This window comes from Inquilinus sp. (genome assembly GCF_057815775.1).
Genome location: NZ_JBYRFX010000949.1, coordinates 1 through 16280 on the forward strand (window position 1 = coordinate 1; position 16280 = coordinate 16280).

16 protein-coding genes and 1 riboswitch are annotated in these 16280 nt (G+C 68.3%); of the genes, 6 read left to right on the forward strand and 10 right to left on the reverse strand.

Going from position 1 to position 16280, the window contains the following annotated elements; genetic code table 11:
* The first annotated feature begins 172 nt into the window (after positions 1 to 172).
* Together AC3XYG_RS34100 and AC3XYG_RS34105 are read left to right on the forward strand one after the other, a co-directional pair.
* Positions 173 to 364, forward strand: a complete 192-nt coding sequence (locus tag AC3XYG_RS34100) for a hypothetical protein (RefSeq protein WP_489144336.1) — start codon at positions 173 to 175, stop codon at positions 362 to 364.
* Between the two features lie 93 nt (positions 365 to 457).
* Positions 458 to 898, forward strand: a complete 441-nt coding sequence (locus tag AC3XYG_RS34105) for a hypothetical protein (protein ID WP_489144337.1) — start codon at positions 458 to 460, stop codon at positions 896 to 898.
* Positions 899 to 1021: 123 nt separating this feature from the next.
* Here the strand turns inward: AC3XYG_RS34105 and AC3XYG_RS34110 are convergent, their stop codons facing one another.
* The 3 genes from AC3XYG_RS34110 to AC3XYG_RS34120 form a co-directional block, all read right to left on the reverse strand.
* Positions 1022 to 2311 carry a cystathionine gamma-synthase family protein gene (locus AC3XYG_RS34110; RefSeq protein WP_489144338.1) on the reverse strand — a complete coding sequence of 430 codons (1290 nt, stop codon included), beginning with the start codon at positions 2309 to 2311 and terminating at the stop codon, positions 1022 to 1024.
* Between the two features lie 66 nt (positions 2312 to 2377).
* Complete coding sequence (gene cydB, locus AC3XYG_RS34115; protein ID WP_489144339.1) at positions 2378 to 3403, reverse strand: cytochrome d ubiquinol oxidase subunit II; 1026 nt, start codon at positions 3401 to 3403, stop codon at positions 2378 to 2380.
* Between the two features lie 4 nt (positions 3404 to 3407).
* Positions 3408 to 4799: a cytochrome ubiquinol oxidase subunit I gene (locus tag AC3XYG_RS34120; protein ID WP_489144340.1), complete on the reverse strand. Its 1392-nt coding sequence runs from the start codon at positions 4797 to 4799 to the stop codon at positions 3408 to 3410.
* A 181-nt stretch (positions 4800 to 4980) separates the two neighbouring features.
* Between AC3XYG_RS34120 and AC3XYG_RS34125 the strand changes: the two genes are divergently transcribed.
* Both AC3XYG_RS34125 and AC3XYG_RS34130 read left to right on the forward strand, forming a co-directional pair.
* Entirely contained in the window at positions 4981 to 5787 is an 807-nt protein-coding gene (locus tag AC3XYG_RS34125) for a HesA/MoeB/ThiF family protein (protein ID WP_489144341.1), read from the forward strand.
* Positions 5780 to 6187, forward strand: a complete 408-nt coding sequence (locus tag AC3XYG_RS34130; RefSeq protein WP_489144342.1) for a DsrE/DsrF/DrsH-like family protein — start codon at positions 5780 to 5782, stop codon at positions 6185 to 6187. Before AC3XYG_RS34125 ends, AC3XYG_RS34130 begins: the two co-directional genes overlap by 8 nt.
* Positions 6188 to 6196: 9 nt before the next feature.
* Here the strand turns inward: AC3XYG_RS34130 and AC3XYG_RS34135 are convergent, their stop codons facing one another.
* Entirely contained in the window at positions 6197 to 6787 is a 591-nt protein-coding gene (locus AC3XYG_RS34135) for a hypothetical protein (protein WP_489144343.1), read from the reverse strand.
* Positions 6788 to 6986: 199 nt separating this feature from the next.
* Between AC3XYG_RS34135 and AC3XYG_RS34140 the strand changes: the two genes are divergently transcribed.
* Together AC3XYG_RS34140 and AC3XYG_RS34145 are read left to right on the forward strand one after the other, a co-directional pair.
* Positions 6987 to 8213: an efflux RND transporter periplasmic adaptor subunit gene (locus AC3XYG_RS34140; protein WP_489144344.1), complete on the forward strand. Its 1227-nt coding sequence runs from the start codon at positions 6987 to 6989 to the stop codon at positions 8211 to 8213.
* Positions 8214 to 8217: 4 nt separating this feature from the next.
* Positions 8218 to 11403 (forward strand): efflux RND transporter permease subunit, encoded by a 3186-nt coding sequence (locus AC3XYG_RS34145; protein WP_489144345.1) that lies wholly within the window; start codon positions 8218 to 8220, stop codon positions 11401 to 11403.
* A 71-nt stretch (positions 11404 to 11474) separates the two neighbouring features.
* Here AC3XYG_RS34145 and AC3XYG_RS34150 read toward each other — a convergent pair whose 3' ends face one another.
* From AC3XYG_RS34150 to AC3XYG_RS34175, 6 genes are all read right to left on the reverse strand, one after another.
* Positions 11475 to 11861 (reverse strand): SH3 domain-containing protein, encoded by a 387-nt coding sequence (locus AC3XYG_RS34150; RefSeq protein ID WP_489144346.1) that lies wholly within the window; start codon positions 11859 to 11861, stop codon positions 11475 to 11477.
* 171 nt (positions 11862 to 12032) lie between these two features.
* Positions 12033 to 13247 (reverse strand): O-succinylhomoserine sulfhydrylase, encoded by a 1215-nt coding sequence (gene metZ / locus AC3XYG_RS34155; RefSeq protein WP_489144347.1) that lies wholly within the window; start codon positions 13245 to 13247, stop codon positions 12033 to 12035.
* A gap of 40 nt (positions 13248 to 13287) precedes the next feature.
* Positions 13288 to 13364, reverse strand: a riboswitch (SAM riboswitch).
* A gap of 112 nt (positions 13365 to 13476) precedes the next feature.
* On the reverse strand, positions 13477 to 13917 hold the full coding sequence (locus tag AC3XYG_RS34160) for an SET domain-containing protein-lysine N-methyltransferase (protein ID WP_489144348.1): 441 nt from the start codon (positions 13915 to 13917) through the stop codon (positions 13477 to 13479).
* Positions 13918 to 13971: 54 nt separating this feature from the next.
* Complete coding sequence (locus tag AC3XYG_RS34165; protein WP_489144349.1) at positions 13972 to 14472, reverse strand: GNAT family N-acetyltransferase; 501 nt, start codon at positions 14470 to 14472, stop codon at positions 13972 to 13974.
* Complete coding sequence (locus tag AC3XYG_RS34170) at positions 14469 to 15332, reverse strand: ABC transporter permease (protein WP_489144350.1); 864 nt, start codon at positions 15330 to 15332, stop codon at positions 14469 to 14471. The genes AC3XYG_RS34165 and AC3XYG_RS34170 overlap by 4 nt, the downstream gene beginning before the upstream one ends.
* Complete coding sequence (locus tag AC3XYG_RS34175; RefSeq protein WP_489144351.1) at positions 15329 to 16279, reverse strand: ABC transporter permease; 951 nt, start codon at positions 16277 to 16279, stop codon at positions 15329 to 15331. Before AC3XYG_RS34175 ends, AC3XYG_RS34170 begins: the two co-directional genes overlap by 4 nt.
* Between the last annotated feature and the right edge of the window lies 1 nt (position 16280).

Below are 16280 nucleotides of genomic sequence, written 5' to 3' on the forward strand. Positions count from 1 at the left end.
ATGCCGGCTACCACGCCATCGGCATGCCGGCCGCGCCGCGCAACGCCGAGGCGGCCGAGATCTGAGCACGGCCGTGAGGCATCGGGTCGGGGCTCTCCTCATCGCGGGCGGCTTGGCCGCGAGTCTCGGCGGACCTGCCGCGCGCGCTGAGCAGCCGACCCCGGTCGACGAGATGGAATCGGTCCACATCGTCTGCACCAACCTGCGCGGCCGCGTCGTGTTCACGGCCCCGGACGCATATGGCGTCCAGGTGGACCCCACCGGCACCATCTACACCTACCGCACCGGCTGGCTCTCCGACCGTGCCCTGACCTATGTCAAAGGCGCCGACATCTCCTGCATCATCGGGTCGAACCGGCACTGAACGGCGCGGCATGGGCCGGCATAACACCCGGGTGATATTGACGCTCCTATTTCACCCGGATATATCCTGCGAACCACAGCAGGAGGCATCGTCGTGACCACGGCAGCCGGACAGACCCGTTACCTCGACCCGACCCAGGATGCCGGGCGCGCCTTCGTCATCCGCGGGATCACGGGCCCCGTCGTCATGCTGAACCTGCTGCGCTTCCGCGCGGTCGCCGATTATGCGGCGACGCCGGAGCTGGCGCCGCCCGAGCCCATCAGCGGTGCCGAGGCCTTCCGCCGCTACATCGACCACACCCTGCCCTACCTGCAGGCAAGCGGCGGCGAGTTGCTGTTCCTGGGCGATGGCGGCCGCTTCCTGATCGGGCCGGCGGAGGAACGCTGGGACATGACCGCGCTGGTGCGCCAGAGCAGCGTCGACGCCTTCCTGGCCTTCGCCACCGACCAGGCCTATCTCGCCGGCATCGGCCACCGGACCGCCGCGCTGGAGGATTCCCGCCTGCTGCCGCTGGTCGAGACACCGCGGGTGTAGGCACGGCGCCCTGCTCACGCTGTCATGCCCGGACTTGATCCGGGCATCCAGAGGCTGTCGATAGTCTCTAAATTGCCGGGTCAAGCCCGGCAATGACAGGGGAAAGGGACAGGCGCCGTGACGTCAGCCTTCTGCCGCCGCCAGGGCCTGGGTCAGGTCGGCGATCAGGTCGTCGGTGTGCTCGATGCCGATCGAGACGCGGATGGTGGCGTCGGAGATGCCGATCCGCTCCCGGGTTTCCTTCGGCACGCCGGAATGCACCGTGGTCGCCGGGTGGCAGACCAGGGATTCGGTGCCGCCGAGGCTGACCGCGAGCTTGAAGACTTGCAGCGCGTTCAGGAACAGGAACGCCTCGGCCTGGCCGCCCTTGATGTCGAAGGAGAAGGTGGTGCCGGCGCCGGTGCATTGCCGGTCGAACACCGCCCGCTCCGGGCTGTCGGCCGGCAGCAGCGAGGGGTAGTAGACCTTCGCCACCTGCGGATGCTCGCTGAGGAACCGGGTCACGGTCTCGGCACTGCGGCAGGCCGCGTTCATGCGCAGCGACAGGGTCTCCAGCGACCGGGCGATCATCCAGGCCGAGTGCGGATCGAGCTGGGTGCCGATGGCGCCGCGCAGCAGCTTGACCTGCCGCACCTGGTCGCGGCGGCCGAGCACCGCGCCGGCAACGAGGTCGCTGTGGCCGCCGACATATTTGGTCAGCGAATAGACCACGATGTCGGTGCCGTGCAGGATCGGCTTCTGGAAGATCGGACCCAGCAGGGTGTTGTCGCAGACGATCACCGGCAGATGGCCCTGCTTTGCCCCGATCTCGTCGGCGATGCGCCGCATCAGGTCGAGGTCGACCAGGGTGTTCAGCGGATTCGACGGCGTCTCGACCAGGATCACCGAGACCCGGCCCTTGGCCATCGCCGCCTCGGCGCCGGCGCGGACCACCGCCTCGTCGACCCCGTCGGCGAAGCCGATGGCGTTGATCTGGAACGGCAGCAGCGTGCGCGCGATCAGCGTCTCGGTGCCGCCATACAGCGGCTGGCTGTGCAGGATGACATCGCCCGGCCGGGCGAAGGCCAGCAGCGTGGTCGCGATCGCCGACATGCCACTGGAGAAGATGCCCGCCGCCTCGGCGCCTTCATGGATCGCCAGGCGATCCTCGACGATCTCGCTGTTGGGGTGGTTGAAGCGGGTGTAGACGAGGCCGGCATCAACGCCCGGCTTCGGCTCGCGCCGGCCGGACGTGTAGTCGAAGAAATCGCGGCCGTCCTCGGCCGATTTGAACACGAAGGTCGAGGTCAGGAACACCGGCTGCTTGACCGCACCCTCGGACAGGGTCGGGTCGTAGCCGTACCCGAGCATCAGCGTCTCCGGGTGCAGCTTGTGGTTGCCGATACGGTCCTTGCGGTAACCCGATCCGGCCATGATGTGTCTCCTGAGAAGCGGCATTGGCGCGGAGACTACTCCGGCCGCCGGTTCCGCAACAGCGGATCAGTGATAGCCGTCGCCCGCCTTCACCTTGCCGCGGAACACCCAGTAGGAATAGGTGGTGTAGGTCAGGATCAGCGGGATCAGGAACAAGACGCCGACCAGCAGGAACAGCTGCGACGAGGCCGACGACGCCGTGTCCCAGATCGTCAGGTTCGGCGGCACAATCTTCGGGAACAGGCTGATGGCCAGGCCGGTGTAGCCGAGCACGAACAGGCCGAGCGTGTACAGGAACGGCCCGTGGTCGGAGCCGCGCTGCAGCGACAGCCACAGCCGCCATGCCAGCAGCACCACCAGGATCGGCACCGGCGCGAAATAGGCGAGGTTGGGCCAGGTGAACCAGCGATCGGCGATGCTGTGGTCCAGCAGCGGCACCCACAGGCTGACCACGGCCATGGCGACCAGCACGCCGAACAGCACCCGGACCATGGCCCGGCGGGCCCAGGCCTGCAGCGTGCCTTCGGTCTTCATCACCAGCCAGCCGGCGCCGAGCAGCCCGTAGCCGAAGATCATGGCCACGCCGGTCATCAGGGCGAATGGCGAGACCCAGAGGAACGAGCCGCCGGCATAATGGGTGCCGGCCGTCGGGAAGCCCTGGACGAAGGTGCCCAGCACCACGCCCTGGAAGAAGGTGGCGAACAGGCTGCCGCCACTGAAGGCCGTGGTCCACAGCCACTTGCTGCTGTGGGCCTTGAACCGGAATTCGAAGGCGACGCCGCGGAAGATCAGCCCCATCACCATGAAGGTGATCGGCAGGTACAGGGCCGGCAGGATGATCGAGAAGGCCAGCGGGAAGGCGGCGAGCAGTGCGACGCCGCCCAGCACCAGCCAGGTCTCGTTGCCGTCCCAGATCGGCGCCACCGACCCCATCATCAAGTCGCGGTCCTCCTCGCTGCGGGCCCAGGGGAAGAGGATGCCGACGCCGAGGTCGAACCCGTCCATCAGCACATACATGAACACGCCGCCAGCGGCGACCGCCGCCCAGATCAGCGGCAGGACGGTGGCGATGGTCCACACTTCCGGCATCATGGCGTCACTCCCCGGATTCGAGAGAAGCGTCCGGCAGCGAGAACGGCCGCGCCGGGGTCTTGAAGGTGTCCTCGCGATCGGCCTCCGGCGCTTCCGGCCCGATCCGGATCAGCTTGACGATGTAGTAGACGGCGGAGCCGAGCAGCATCCCGTAGATCAGCACGAACAGGACCACCGACAGCAGCACGCTGCCGCCGCCGACCGGCGAATGCGCGTCCTCGGTGCGCAGCAGGCCCTGCACCACCCAGGGCTGGCGCCCGATCTCGGTGGTGTACCAGCCGGCGATCACTGCGACGAAGCCGGACGGGATCATCGCCACCATGATGCGCTGGAACCAGCGGCTGTCGTACAGCCGGCCGGTGGCGCGCAGCACCAGGCCGAGCAGCCCGGCGCCGAGCATCAGGAAGCCGAGGCCGACCATGATGCGGAAGGTCCAGAATACGGTCGCGACCGACGGCCGGTCCTGCGGCGGGAAATCCTTCAGCCCCTGCACCGAGCCGCCCCAGCTGTGGGTCAGGATCAGCGAGCCGATATGTGGGATCTCGACCACGAAGTTATTCTTCTCGCCGGCCTGGTCGGGCCAGGCGAACAGGATCAGCGGCACGTCGCCACCGGTGTCCCAATGCGCCTCGATCGCCGCCAACTTGGCCGGCTGGTGTTCGCGCACCTCGAGCCCCGACTGGTCGCCGAGGACGATCTGCAGCGGCGCCACGATCGCGATCAGCCACAGGCCCATCGAGAAGGCGCGCCGCGATTCGAGCACGGCGCGGCTGCGCAGCAGGTACCAGGCCGAGACGCCGATGATGACGAAGGCCGTGGTCAGGTAGGCCGCGGTTACCGTGTGCAGGAAGCGGATCGGGAAGGATGGGTTGAACACGATGGCCAGCCAGTCGACCGGCTCGACCACGCCGTTCACCAGCTCGTACCCCACCGGGGTGTGCAGCCAGGAATTGGCCGACAGTATCCAGAAGGCCGACATCGCGGTGCCGACGGCGACGGCGATGGTGGCGGCGAGATGGACGGCGCGCGGGACCTTGTCCCAGCCGAACAGCATGATGCCGAGGAAGCCGGCCTCGAGGAAGAAGGCCATCACCACCTCATAGCCCAGCAGCGGCCCGAGGATGCTGCCGCCGACCCGCGACAACTCGCTCCAGTTCGTGCCGAACTGGTAGGTCATGACGATGCCGGTGACGACGCCGACGCCAAAGGACACGGCGAAGATCTTGATCCAGAACTTGTACAGCGTCCGGTATTCGGCGTGGCCGGTCTTCAGCCACATCGCTTCCAGCACCGCCAGCCAGCTCGCCAGCCCGATTGTGAAGGCCGGGAACAGGAAGTGGAACGACATGACGAAGCCGAACTGGAACCGCGACAACAGGACCGGATCGAGATCCATGGCGCTTCTCCTCTGGAACCGGCCTGGCAGCGGTTCCGGTATTTCTTAGGTCGGGAAAGAATATGCCACAGACCGGCGATTCGCTTCACGCGCCTTCGCGCGTGCCATAAGGCCCCATCCGGTCGACACGCCGCAGCGCAACAGGCTCGCGGATCATGCTAGACGCCGCTATTCTGGCGGAATGAGCTTCACCGACGCCCAGATCAAGCGCTATGCGCGGCACATCCTGCTGCCCGAGGTCGGCGGCAAGGGCCAGCAGAAGCTGCTGTCCGCCCGCGTGCTGGTGATCGGCGCCGGCGGCCTCGGCTCCCCTCTCCTGCTCTATCTCGCCGCCGCCGGTATCGGCACCATCGGTATCTATGACGACGATGTGGTCGAGCTGAGCAACCTGCAGCGCCAGGTGGTGCACGACACCACGACGCTGGGCCAGCTGAAGGTCGACAGCGCGATCATCCGGCTGCAGGCGCTGAACCCCGAGGTCCAGGTCGAACGCTTCGCCGACCGGCTGACCGCGGCGACGGCGCTGGAGCGCGTGGCCGCCTTCGACATCGTGGTCGACGGCAGCGACAACTTCGCCACCCGCTACCTCCTCAACGACGCCTGCTACCTCGCGGGCCGGCCACTGGTGTCGGCCGCGATGCTGCGCTTCGAGGCCCAGCTGTCGACCTTCAAGGCGCATCTCGGCGACCCGCACCCCTGCTATCGCTGCCTGTTCCCGGCGCCGCCCGACCCGGGCACGGTACCGACCTGTTCGGAGGCCGGGGTGTTCGGCGCCCTGCCCGGCGTGCTGGGGTCGATGCAGGCGATCGAGACGATCAAGGAGATCCTGGGCATCGGCGAAGGCCTGTCCGGCCGGCTGCTGCTGTATGATGCCTTGGACGCGAGGCTGCGCGAGATCGCCCTGCCGCGCGACCCGGACTGCCCGCTGTGCGGCAGCCACCCCACGCTGACCAACCTGTCGCATCACCACGACCCGGCCCATGGCTGAGGGTCCGGCCGGCATCGGCGCGCTGTCGATCGTGGTGTTCGACGGCCGCTTCGACCGCGTGCACTATGCCCTGGTGCTGGCCAGCGCCGCCGTGGCGACCAACCGGCCGGCGCTGCTGTTCTTCACCGGCCAGGCGCTGCGCGCCCTGCTGCCCGAGGGCTGGCGCCAGCTGGACGGCGACGCCGAGGTACGAGAGGCGGATTTCGGCGCGCGCAAGGTCGCGACCTTCGCCGAGCTGCTGGACGCCTGCCGCGCGCTCGGGGTCCGGTTCATCGCCTGCGAGATGGGCCTGCGCGCGCTCGGCCTCGCCGCCGCCGACCTCGCGGTGCCGGCCGAGATCGCCGGCGTCGTCACGCTGCTGGCGGAATCGCCGCGCGACGGCCAGCTGATCTTCATCTAGGCTCCCGCCTCACGACACCGGCAGGCGGAACTGGAACAGCGGCGCCGCCGTCAGCCGGTCGCTGCGGCTGCCGGCCTGGTTGGTCTCCAGCTCCACCATCCGGGCGCCGGGGTCGATGGTGCCGACGAAGACGAAATTGGCCGTGACCTGGGATTGCGGCGCGATCTGCACCTCCGGATTGTCCGGCGGCGGCAGGAACTGGTAGCCATGCCCGCGATCGTCGATCAGCACCATCCCGTTGCTGCGGTTGAGCCAAGCGGCGCGGCCTGAGGCATTGATGATGCTGGCGCTGACGATGATGCTGTCGGAGCGGAAGGTGACGCTGGTCAGCGACATCACCACGCCGCCCGGATGCGCCTGCCGCTGCGCCACCTGTACGGTCCGGCCGGGGTCTGATGCGGCGGTCGGCACGGCCGGCACGACGGGCAGGGCCGACCGTGATGGCAGGCCGGGCGCGACGAGCGGCTGTGACGGAGTCGGAGTCGATGGCGGCGGCGGTGGCGCCGTCAGCGGATCGACCGGCTGAATCTGTCCCTGCGCCTGGCCTGCCATGGCGGCGATCAGGACGGCGGCAACGCCGAAGCCCGACCAAGGTTTCATCGGACGACTCCCAATTCTTGTTTGCATTCTTGTTTGCTCACGAACCCGTGACAGGACCGTGATGTTCCGCCCACGGCCGGTGTCAAAGCTGTTTGCCGGCGCGGAAACAATGATACCGTGCCGCATTACCAGATCGATTCCTGCGCAATATCGCTCAGCGATCCCAGTATTCACCACTGCCGAAGGAGACATGCCGATCATGTCGGGATCCTGGACCGCAAGACGGTACCGCATGCCGCTCGCCGCATCCTTCGGCCTTCTGCTTCTCGCGGGCTGCAACGAGTCGTCGGACAAGCAGGCCCAGGCGCCGCAGATGCCGCCCCCGGCCGTCGGCGTCGTCACCGCGGCCAAGCGGCCGGTGACCGAGGGCACCAGCTTCATCGGCCGGGTCCAGGCGATCAACAAGGTGGATTTGGTGGCCCGGGTCGAGGGCTTCCTGAAGCAGCGCAACTACACCGAAGGCCAGGAGGTGAAGGCCGGCGACCTGCTGTTCGTGTTGGAGAAGGACACTTACCAGGCCTCGGTCGACCAGGCGCAGGCCAACCTCGCCAGCGCCCAGGCCACCGCCGACAACGCCAAGCTGCAGACCGACCGCGCCCGTGAGCTGATCAAGAACCAGAACGTCGCGCAGTCCACCCTGGACGACCGTATCGCCCAGGAGAAGTCGTCGGCCGCGGCGGTGGAGCAGAACCAGGCGGCGCTGGAGCAGGCGCAGATCAACCTGGGCTACACCCAGATCGCCGCCCCCTTCGATGGCCGCGTCGGCATCTCGACCTATAGCGTCGGCGCGCTGGTCGGACCGAGCACTGGGGCGCTGGCGACCATCGTCAGCCAGGACCCGATCTACGTCACCTTCCCGGTCAGCGACCGCTTCATCCTCGACGTCCAGGCCCGGGCCGGCAAAGGCGGCGTGGCGCCCGAGGACGTGCTGGTCAAGCTGACCCTGGCGAACGGGACGGAATACCCGCATGACGGCAAGATCAACTTCACCGACGTCAAGGTCGACCAGAACACCGACACGCTGAATGTGCGCGCCGAGTTCCCCAACCCCGAGCGGCTGCTGATCGACGGCCAGTACGCCCGGGTGACGGCAGGCCGCAAGGACCCGGTCGAGGCGCTGGCGATCCCGCAGCGCGCCATCCTGAGCGACCAGACCGGCAACTACGTGCTGGTGGTCGGCGACGGCAACAAGGCCGCCACCCGCCATGTCACCACCGGCTCGACCCAGGGCGCCGACGTGGTGGTGACGGAGGGGCTGAAGGATGGCGACGTCGTCATCGTCGACGGGGTGCAGAAGGTCCGCCCCGGCCAGGTGGTGAACCCGGCGCCGGTGGCGGACACGCCGACCGACCAGACCACCGGCGCCACGGGTGCTCCGGCTTCCACACCCGCCCCGGCAACACCGGCCAAGCCGACGGGGAACTGACCCCATGCTGTCCTCGATCTTCGTCGATCGGCCCCGCTTCGCGATCGTCATCGCGATCGTCATCACCCTGGCCGGCCTGATCGCGATGAGCGCGATCCCGATCGCCCAGTTCCCCGACATCGTGCCGCCGCAGGTCTCGGTCAGCGGCGCCTATCCCGGCGCCAGCGCCGACACCGTCGAAGCGACCGTGGCGCAGCCGATCGAGGCCCAGGTCAACGGCGTCGACAACATGCTGTACATGTCGTCGACCAGCGGCAGCGACGGCTCCTATTCGCTGACCGTCAGCTTCGCCGTCGGCACCAACCCCGACATCAACACCGTCAACGTCCAGAACCGCGTCGCCCTGGCCGAGCCGAAGCTGCCGCAGGAGGTGACGGCGCAGGGCCTGACGGTGAAGAAGCAGTCCTCGGCGATTCTGCAGCTCGTCACCCTGTACTCGCCGGACAAGAGCCAGGACGATTTGTTCCTGAACAACTACGCCATCATCAACGTGGTCGATGCCCTCGGCCGCGTGACCGGCGTCGGCCAGGCGTCGCTGTTCGGCACCCAGAACTATGCGATGCGGATCTGGTACAATACGGACTCGCTGACCAGCTTCAGCCTGACCCCGAACGACATCATCAAGGCGGTCCAGAGCCAGAACATCCAGGCCGCGGTCGGCCGCATCGGCGCTCAGCCGATGCCGGACGACCAGCAGATCCAGATCAACCTGCAGACGCTGGGCCGGCTGACCGACACCAAGCAGTTCGAAAGCATCATCCTGCGCGCCAACCCCGACGGGTCGGTGGTGCGCCTGCGCGACGTCGCCCGGCTGGAGCTGAACGCCCAGTCCTACGACACGGTGGGCCGGCTGAACGGCGCCCCGGCCGCGGTCATCGGCATCTTCCAGTCGCCCGGGTCCAACGCCGTCGACGCCGCCGCCGGCGTGCGCAAGGCGATGGAGACGCTGAAGGCGCGCTTCCCGCAGGGCGTCGACTACAAGATCACCTACGACACCACGGTGTTCGTCAGCCAGACCATCGACGAGGTCATCAAGACCCTGATCGAGGCGTTCATCCTGGTGGTGATCGTCGTCTTCATCTTCCTCGGCAACCTGCGCGCCACGATCATCCCGACGATCGCCGTGCCGGTGTCGCTGATCGGCACCTTTGCCGTGCTGCTGGCCATGGGCTTCTCGGCCAACACCATCTCGCTCTTCGCCATGATCCTGGCGATCGGCATCGTCGTCGACGACGCGATCGTCGTGATCGAGAACGTCGAGCGGGTGATGGCCGAGACGGGCCTGCCGGCCAAGGAGGCGACCAAGCTGGCGATGCGCGAGATCACCGCGCCGATCCTGGCCATCACCATGGTGCTGCTGGCCGTGTTCGTGCCGGTCGGCTTCATCCCGGGCATCACCGGCGCGCTGTATTCGCAATTCGCCGTCACCGTCTCGGTGGCGATGCTGATCTCGGCCCTGAACGCCCTGACGCTGAGCCCGGCGCTGTGCGGCATCTTCCTGAAGCCGCACACCGCCGGACATCGCCCGGGGCTGTACGGCCGCGCCATGGCCAAGATGTCCGCCGGCATCGACAAGGTGCGCGACGGCTATGCCTGGATCGTCACCCGGCTGGTGCGGGTGGCGGTGCTGTCGATCGTGCTGGTCGCCGGCTTCGCAGGCCTGGCCTATGTCCTCAATTCGGCGACGCCGACCGGCTTCCTGCCGGAAGAGGACCAGGGCCTGTTCTTCATCGAGATCAAGCTGCCCCCCGCCGCCTCGGTCAGCCGCACCTCGCAGTCGGTGCAGCAGGTCGAGGACCTGGTGAAGGACATCCCCGGCGTCGCCGACATCACCGGCATCATCGGCCGCAGCTTCATCGACGGGCTGGCCGAACCCAATGCCGGCTTCCTGGTGGTGGCGCTGAAGCCGTTCGAGGAACGCACGGCGCAGGGCATCACGGTGTTCAGCGTGATCCGGCAGGTCGCGATCCGCACCGCGGGCGTCCGCGACGCGCTGGTGATCCCGCTGAACCTGCCGCCGATCATCGGCCTCGGCTCCTCCGGCGGCTTCCAGTACCAGCTTGAGGATCTCGAGGGCAAAACCCCAACCGAGCTGGCATCGGTGGCCCAGGGGCTGGTCGTGGCCGGCAACCAGACGCCGGGGCTGACCCAGGTCTTCACCACCTTCAACGCCAACACGCCGCAGATCTACCTGAACCTGGACCGCGAGAAGGCGCAGACGCTGGGCGTCCTGGTCAGCGACATCTTCAACGCGCTGCAGGCGACGCTGGGCGGGGCCTACATCAACGACTTCAACCTGTTCGGCCGTACCTGGCAGGTGATCGCCCAGGGCGAGGCCAAGGACCGGCGGACGGTCGACGACATCTACCGCATCTATGTCCGGTCCTCATCCGGCCAGATGGTGCCGATGCGGTCGCTGGTCGAGGCCAAGCTGCAGCTCGGGCCGCTGTTCATCACCCGCTACAACAACTACCGGGCGGTCAGCATCCTCGGCAGCTCGGCGCCGGGCTACAGCTCCGGCGACGCGCTGGCGGCGATGACCAAGGTCTCGGCGGCCACCCTGCCACCGGGCTATGGCTTCGAATGGACCGGCACGGCGCTGCAGGAGCTGGAGGCATCCGGCCAGACCGGCTTCATCCTCGGCTTGGCGGTGCTGTTCGCCTGTCTGTTCCTGGTCGCGCTGTATGAGAGCTGGTCGATCCCGATCGGCGTGCTGCTGTCGGTCATCGTCGGCATCGTCGGCGGCCTGGCGGCGCTGTGGATCGCGGGGCTGTCGAGCGACATCTACGCCCAGATCGGCATCATCGTGCTGATCGCCCTGGCCAGCAAGAACGGCATCCTGATCGTCGAATTCGCCAAGGCCAAGCGCGAGGAAGGCCTGTCGATCACCGATGCCGCGATCGAGGGTGCCCGGCTGCGGTTCCGGCCGGTCATGATGACCAGCTTCGCCTTCATCCTCAGCCTGATCCCGCTGGTGACGGCGGTGGGCGCCGCCGCGGCCAGCCGGCGCGGCGTCGGCACCTCGGTGTTCGGCGGCATGATCGCGGCCTCGGCCCTCGGCATCTTCCTGATCCCGATGCTGTACGTCACCCTGCAGCGGGTCCGCGAATGGGTGCATGAGAAGCTGATGGGCGCCTCGATCGCGCCGAAGCCGCCGGCCGCAACCCCGGCCGCCCCTCCGGCTGAATGAAACGGGCGGCCGAATGAGTCAGGGCGGCCCCCGCGGGGGCCGCCCTTTTCATCGGTACAGGCAGCGATTGGTTACCGGCGGCCCCAACGATCATGATCGGAGTACCACGGACGTCCGTGATAGTGGTCGCCCCAATAATGGCCGAAGTCGAACGTGACGAAAGGCACCCCGATCTGCGGGGCGACCTCGACCAGGCCACGGCGGTGGCTCTGGTAATCGGCCTGCAGAAAGCGTCCGGACACCCAGCCACGATCCGGCCCAACGCCGATGTCACACCAGTCCCAGCCTTGCTGGCAGCCGAAGATCTCGACCTGCGTACCGGGCCGCAACCTGAGGACCGCCGGGTAGTCACGCCCGGGGCCGGCCCGCAGGCTGAGCGCGGTTGTTGTGTATCCAGGCGCCGCATTCGCCGCCGGCGCCGCCAGGGCGGCGACGGCCAGCCCGGCTGCGGCGGCCATGGCAAGCTTCCATCTCATCGTTCGAACTCCAGGGACATCAGTCTTCCCCCTTCATTCGACTCAACGTAGAAGGACGCCGATCCGGTCGCCGGGAACCGCAGGCGCGGCGCCTTGCCTCACCCTTCCTGTGACTTCACCCGGCCCGCAGTCAGTCCAAGTCAGTCGGGCGGGTCAGCCCGCCCGACGGGCGGCGTCCAGGGCGCGCGACAGGTCGCGCTCCAGGTCCGCAATCCCCTCAAGCCCGACCGACAGCCGCACCAGCCCTTCGGTGATGCCCATGGCGGCGCGGTCCGCCGCCTCCATCGCCCGGTGGGTGGTGGTGGTCGGGTGGGTGGCGAGCGACTTGGTGTCGCCGAGATTGTTGGAGATGTCGACCAGCTGCAGCGCGTCAAGGAAGGCGAAGGCCGAAGCCTTGCTGCCCAGGTCGAACGCCACCAGCGTGCCGCCATTCTTCATCTGGCGCTTTGCCAGTTCGTGGTGCGGGTGGCTTTCCAGCCAGGGATAACGCACCGCCTTGGCCGCCGCATGCGCCTCGACCAGCTGCGCCAGGCGATGGGCGCTGGCAACCTGGCGTTCGACCCGCAGGGCCAGCGTCTCCAGCCCCTTCACCAGCACCCAGGCGTTGAACGGCGACAGCGCCGGGCCGGTGTGCCGGTAATAGGGTAGGAAGTCGTCGGTCAGGAACTTCTTGTCCGCCAGCACCGCGCCGCCGAGCACCCGGCCCTGGCCGTCGATTTGCTTGGTGGCGGAGTAGATCACCACGTCGGCGCCGAGTTCGAGCGGCTTCTGGCCCAGCGGCGTGGCGAAGACGTTGTCGATGAACACCTTGGCGCCGACCGCATGGGCGATCTTCGACACCGCAGCGACGTCGACGAGGTCGAGGGTCGGGTTGGCCGGCGTCTCCAGGAACACCGCGCGGGTGTTCGGCCGCATCGCCGCCTCCCACGCCGCCAGGTCGGCGCCTTCGACGAAGGTGGTGGTGATGCCGTAGCGCGGCAGGATGGTGCCGAGGATGACGAAGCAGGAGCCGAACAGCGCCCGGCTGGCCACCACATGGTCGCCGCCGCGCAGATGGCTGAACAGGGCGGTGAACACCGCCGACATGCCGCTGGCGGTGACGTGGCAGCCTTCGGCCCCTTCCAGCAGCGCGAGGCGCGTCTCCAGCACTTCCAGCGTCGGGTTGCCGTAGCGGGAATAGACGAAGCCCGGCTCCTCCCCCGTGAAGCGGGCTTCGGCCGCCGCCGCGGATTCATAGACGAAGCCCGAGGTCAGGAAGATCGCCTCGGAGGTCTCGCCATAGGGCGTTCGCCGGATGCCGCCGCGAACCAGCGTGGTATCCGGTCCGAATTCGTCTTCGGGCAGCTGTGGGGCTTGGTCTCGATCCATTCACCGACTCCTCGACTCGACCGGAGGCGGTGCGTGCGGGATCTGCGCGCAACCGACCTTTTAGCGAAGATTAGCGTGGCCGCAAGCCGGTCGGCTCAAATCACCACGGCCGTCTCAGACGGCAGACCCAAGACTTATCGGCAAACCGGCGATCGGGCAATGCGTTTTGCATCACGCCGTTGCGGCGGCCGGACGCAGCCCCGCGTCGGGTCGGCGGCTGCAGGCCCGGTCAGCCGACGGCGTGCAGCGCCCGGCTCTTGCCGCCGCGGATGCGGTCCGCGGCGCCGGCGCCCCAGCCATAATCCAGGATCAGTTCCTGCCCCGGCTCGACCGGCCGGATCGCCCGGAAGGTCAGGGACTTCGCCGCAACATCGATCTCGACATCGACATTCGGCGCGTCGCCGGCGTTGAACAGGCTGCCGATGCCCAGGCTGACGGCACGCGGCCGGCCCTCCTCCGGCCAGGCATAGACATAGTCGTTCAGGATGGTGGCTTCGCAGCGCCGCCAGTCTTCCTGGTCCAGCAGCAGCACCGGGTCGCGGCAAACCACCTCGCCGCGGGTGAACCGCCTTGTGGCGAACACGCCCCGTCCGGCCGCCGCGACCTTGCGGACGGCGTATCCCTGATTTTCCGGCATGCGTTGCGGCGGTTCATCGATGGATCGCATCATGCCGGTGAGGCTGCCCGCCCGCCGGATCAAAATTCCATCGGTATATCGGCTGCTTCAGCCCCGATCCTCGACCAGGGAGTAGAGCACGAAGGGCAGTTCGAGGCCCTCATACAGCCGCCGCGTGGTCCGGCACAGCCGGAAGCCGCGGGATTCGTAGAAGCCGCGGGCCAGCCGGTTGTGGGCGAAGCTTTCCAGTGTGCGGCAGCCGCGCTTGACGGCATCGGCCAGCAGCGCCGAACCGATCGCCCGGCCCTGCGCCGCCGGGTCGACGAACAGCATGTCGAGATGGGCGCCGGTCATCAGCGAGAAGCCGAGCGGCGCCCCGTCCGCATCGCCCCCCTTGTCGTCGACCACTGCGATGCGGAGGTCGTCCAGCCGGGGGCCGAAGCGGCGGGCGAAATCCTCCGGCCGCTTGTGGTCCAGGATCGCGGCCGGGAGGATCGGCGCGAAGGCGGTGCGGACGCTGCGGCAGGCGACCTCGGCCAGGGCCGGCAAATCGGCGGGATCCGGCCGCCGGATCGTCACCGCCGCCATCGTCCTTGCATCGCCCATCATCCGCTGCCCCGCAGCCTGGGGTCGAGCGCGTCGCGCAACCCGTCGCCCAGGAGGTTGAAACCGAAAGACGCCAACAGGATGGCAAGGCCGGAGAAGATCGAATCCCATGGCGACAGCAACAGGTAGCCCCGCGCCTCCGCCAGCATGCGGCCGAGCGACGGCGCCGGCGGCTGGGTGCCGAGGCCGAGGAAGGACAGCGAGGCTTCGACCAGGATCGCGGTCGACAGCGCCAGGCTGGCCTGCACCAGGATGACGCTGGCCAGGTTGGGCAGCACGTGGTGCCACACGATCCGGCCTTCCCCCGCCCCGATGGCGCGGGCCCCGAGCACATACTGGCTGCCGGCCACCACCAGCGCCGGGCCGCGCAGCAGGCGGGCAAAGACCGGGATGTAGACGATGCCGATCGCCAGCGCCGTGGTGGTCGGGCCGGGGCCCAGCATGGCGACGATGCCGATCGCCAGCAGGATGATCGGGAAGGCGAACAGGATGTCCATCAGCCGCATGCCGATGCGGTCGAGCCACCCGCCCCGCACCGCCGCGGCGACGCCGAGGCCGCCGCCGATCAGCAGTGCCAGCAGCACCGCGCTGGCGGAAGCGGCGAGCGAGGCGCGGTAGCCGTACAGGATGCGCGACAGCTCATCCCGGCCGAACTGGTCGGTGCCGAGCCAGAAGCCGACGTTCGGCGGCTTCATCCGCTGGATCACATGCTGCGCCAGCGGGTCGTAAGGCGCGATCCAGGGTGCCAGCACCGCTGCCGCGACCTGCAGGATCACCAGGGCACCGCCGATCCAGACCAGCGGGTGGCGCGGCGCGGCGATGCGGCGGCGCGACGGCGGCGCCAGGATTTCGGGGACGGTCATCGCAGGCCGATCCGCGGGTCGAGCGCCGCGTAGAGCAGGTCGGTGACGAAATTGACCAGCACGAAGCCGGCGGTGACCAAGAGGATCGCGGCCTGGATCAGCGGGTAGTTGCGCTCGGCGATCGCGCCCAGCATCAGCCGGCCCAGCCCCGGCAGGGCGAAGACCTGTTCGACCACAATGGCGCCGCCGAACAGGTAGCCGGCGGAGATGCCGAGCGCGGTGACGAAGGGGATCATGGCATTGCGGAAAGCGTGGTCGAACACCACCGCCCGTTCGCTGACGCCCTTGGCCCGGGCGGTGCGGATGTAGTCCTGGCCCAGCGCATCGAGCATGGCCGAGCGGACGATGCGCGACAGCGAGGCCAGCACCGGCACGGCCAGGGCGGTGACCGGCAGCAGCATGCGCTGCAGATTGCCGACGGGATCGTCTGCCAGCGGCACGAAGCCGATCGACGGGAAGGCCGGGAACATGCCGTGGAACAGGTAGATCAGCAGCGCGCCGAGCCAGAAGGACGGCACGGTGACGCCGGCGATGGTCACGACCCGCACCAGGTAATCCCGCGCCGAGTTGCGGAAATAGGCCATCAGGCAGCCGGCCGGCACCGCCAGCGCCACCGAGACCGCAAGGGCGAGCATGGTGATCTCGATCGTCACGCCAATCCGGGCCGTGATCTCCTCCAGCACCGGCCGGCCGGTCCACAGGCTGGTGCCGAGATCGCCGGTCAGGAGGCCGCCGAGCCAGGCGACATATTGCACCACCATCGGCTGGTCGAGGCCGAGCCGCTGGCGCAGCGCCTCGACCCGATCCGGCGTCACCTCGCTGTTGGCGCCGAGCATGATCTGCACCGCGTCGCCCGGGATCAGCCGGATCATCAGGAACGCCACGACCGAGACGCCGAACAGCACAACCAGGAGGTCGAGCAGCCGGCCGGTCAGGAAGCGGGCCACG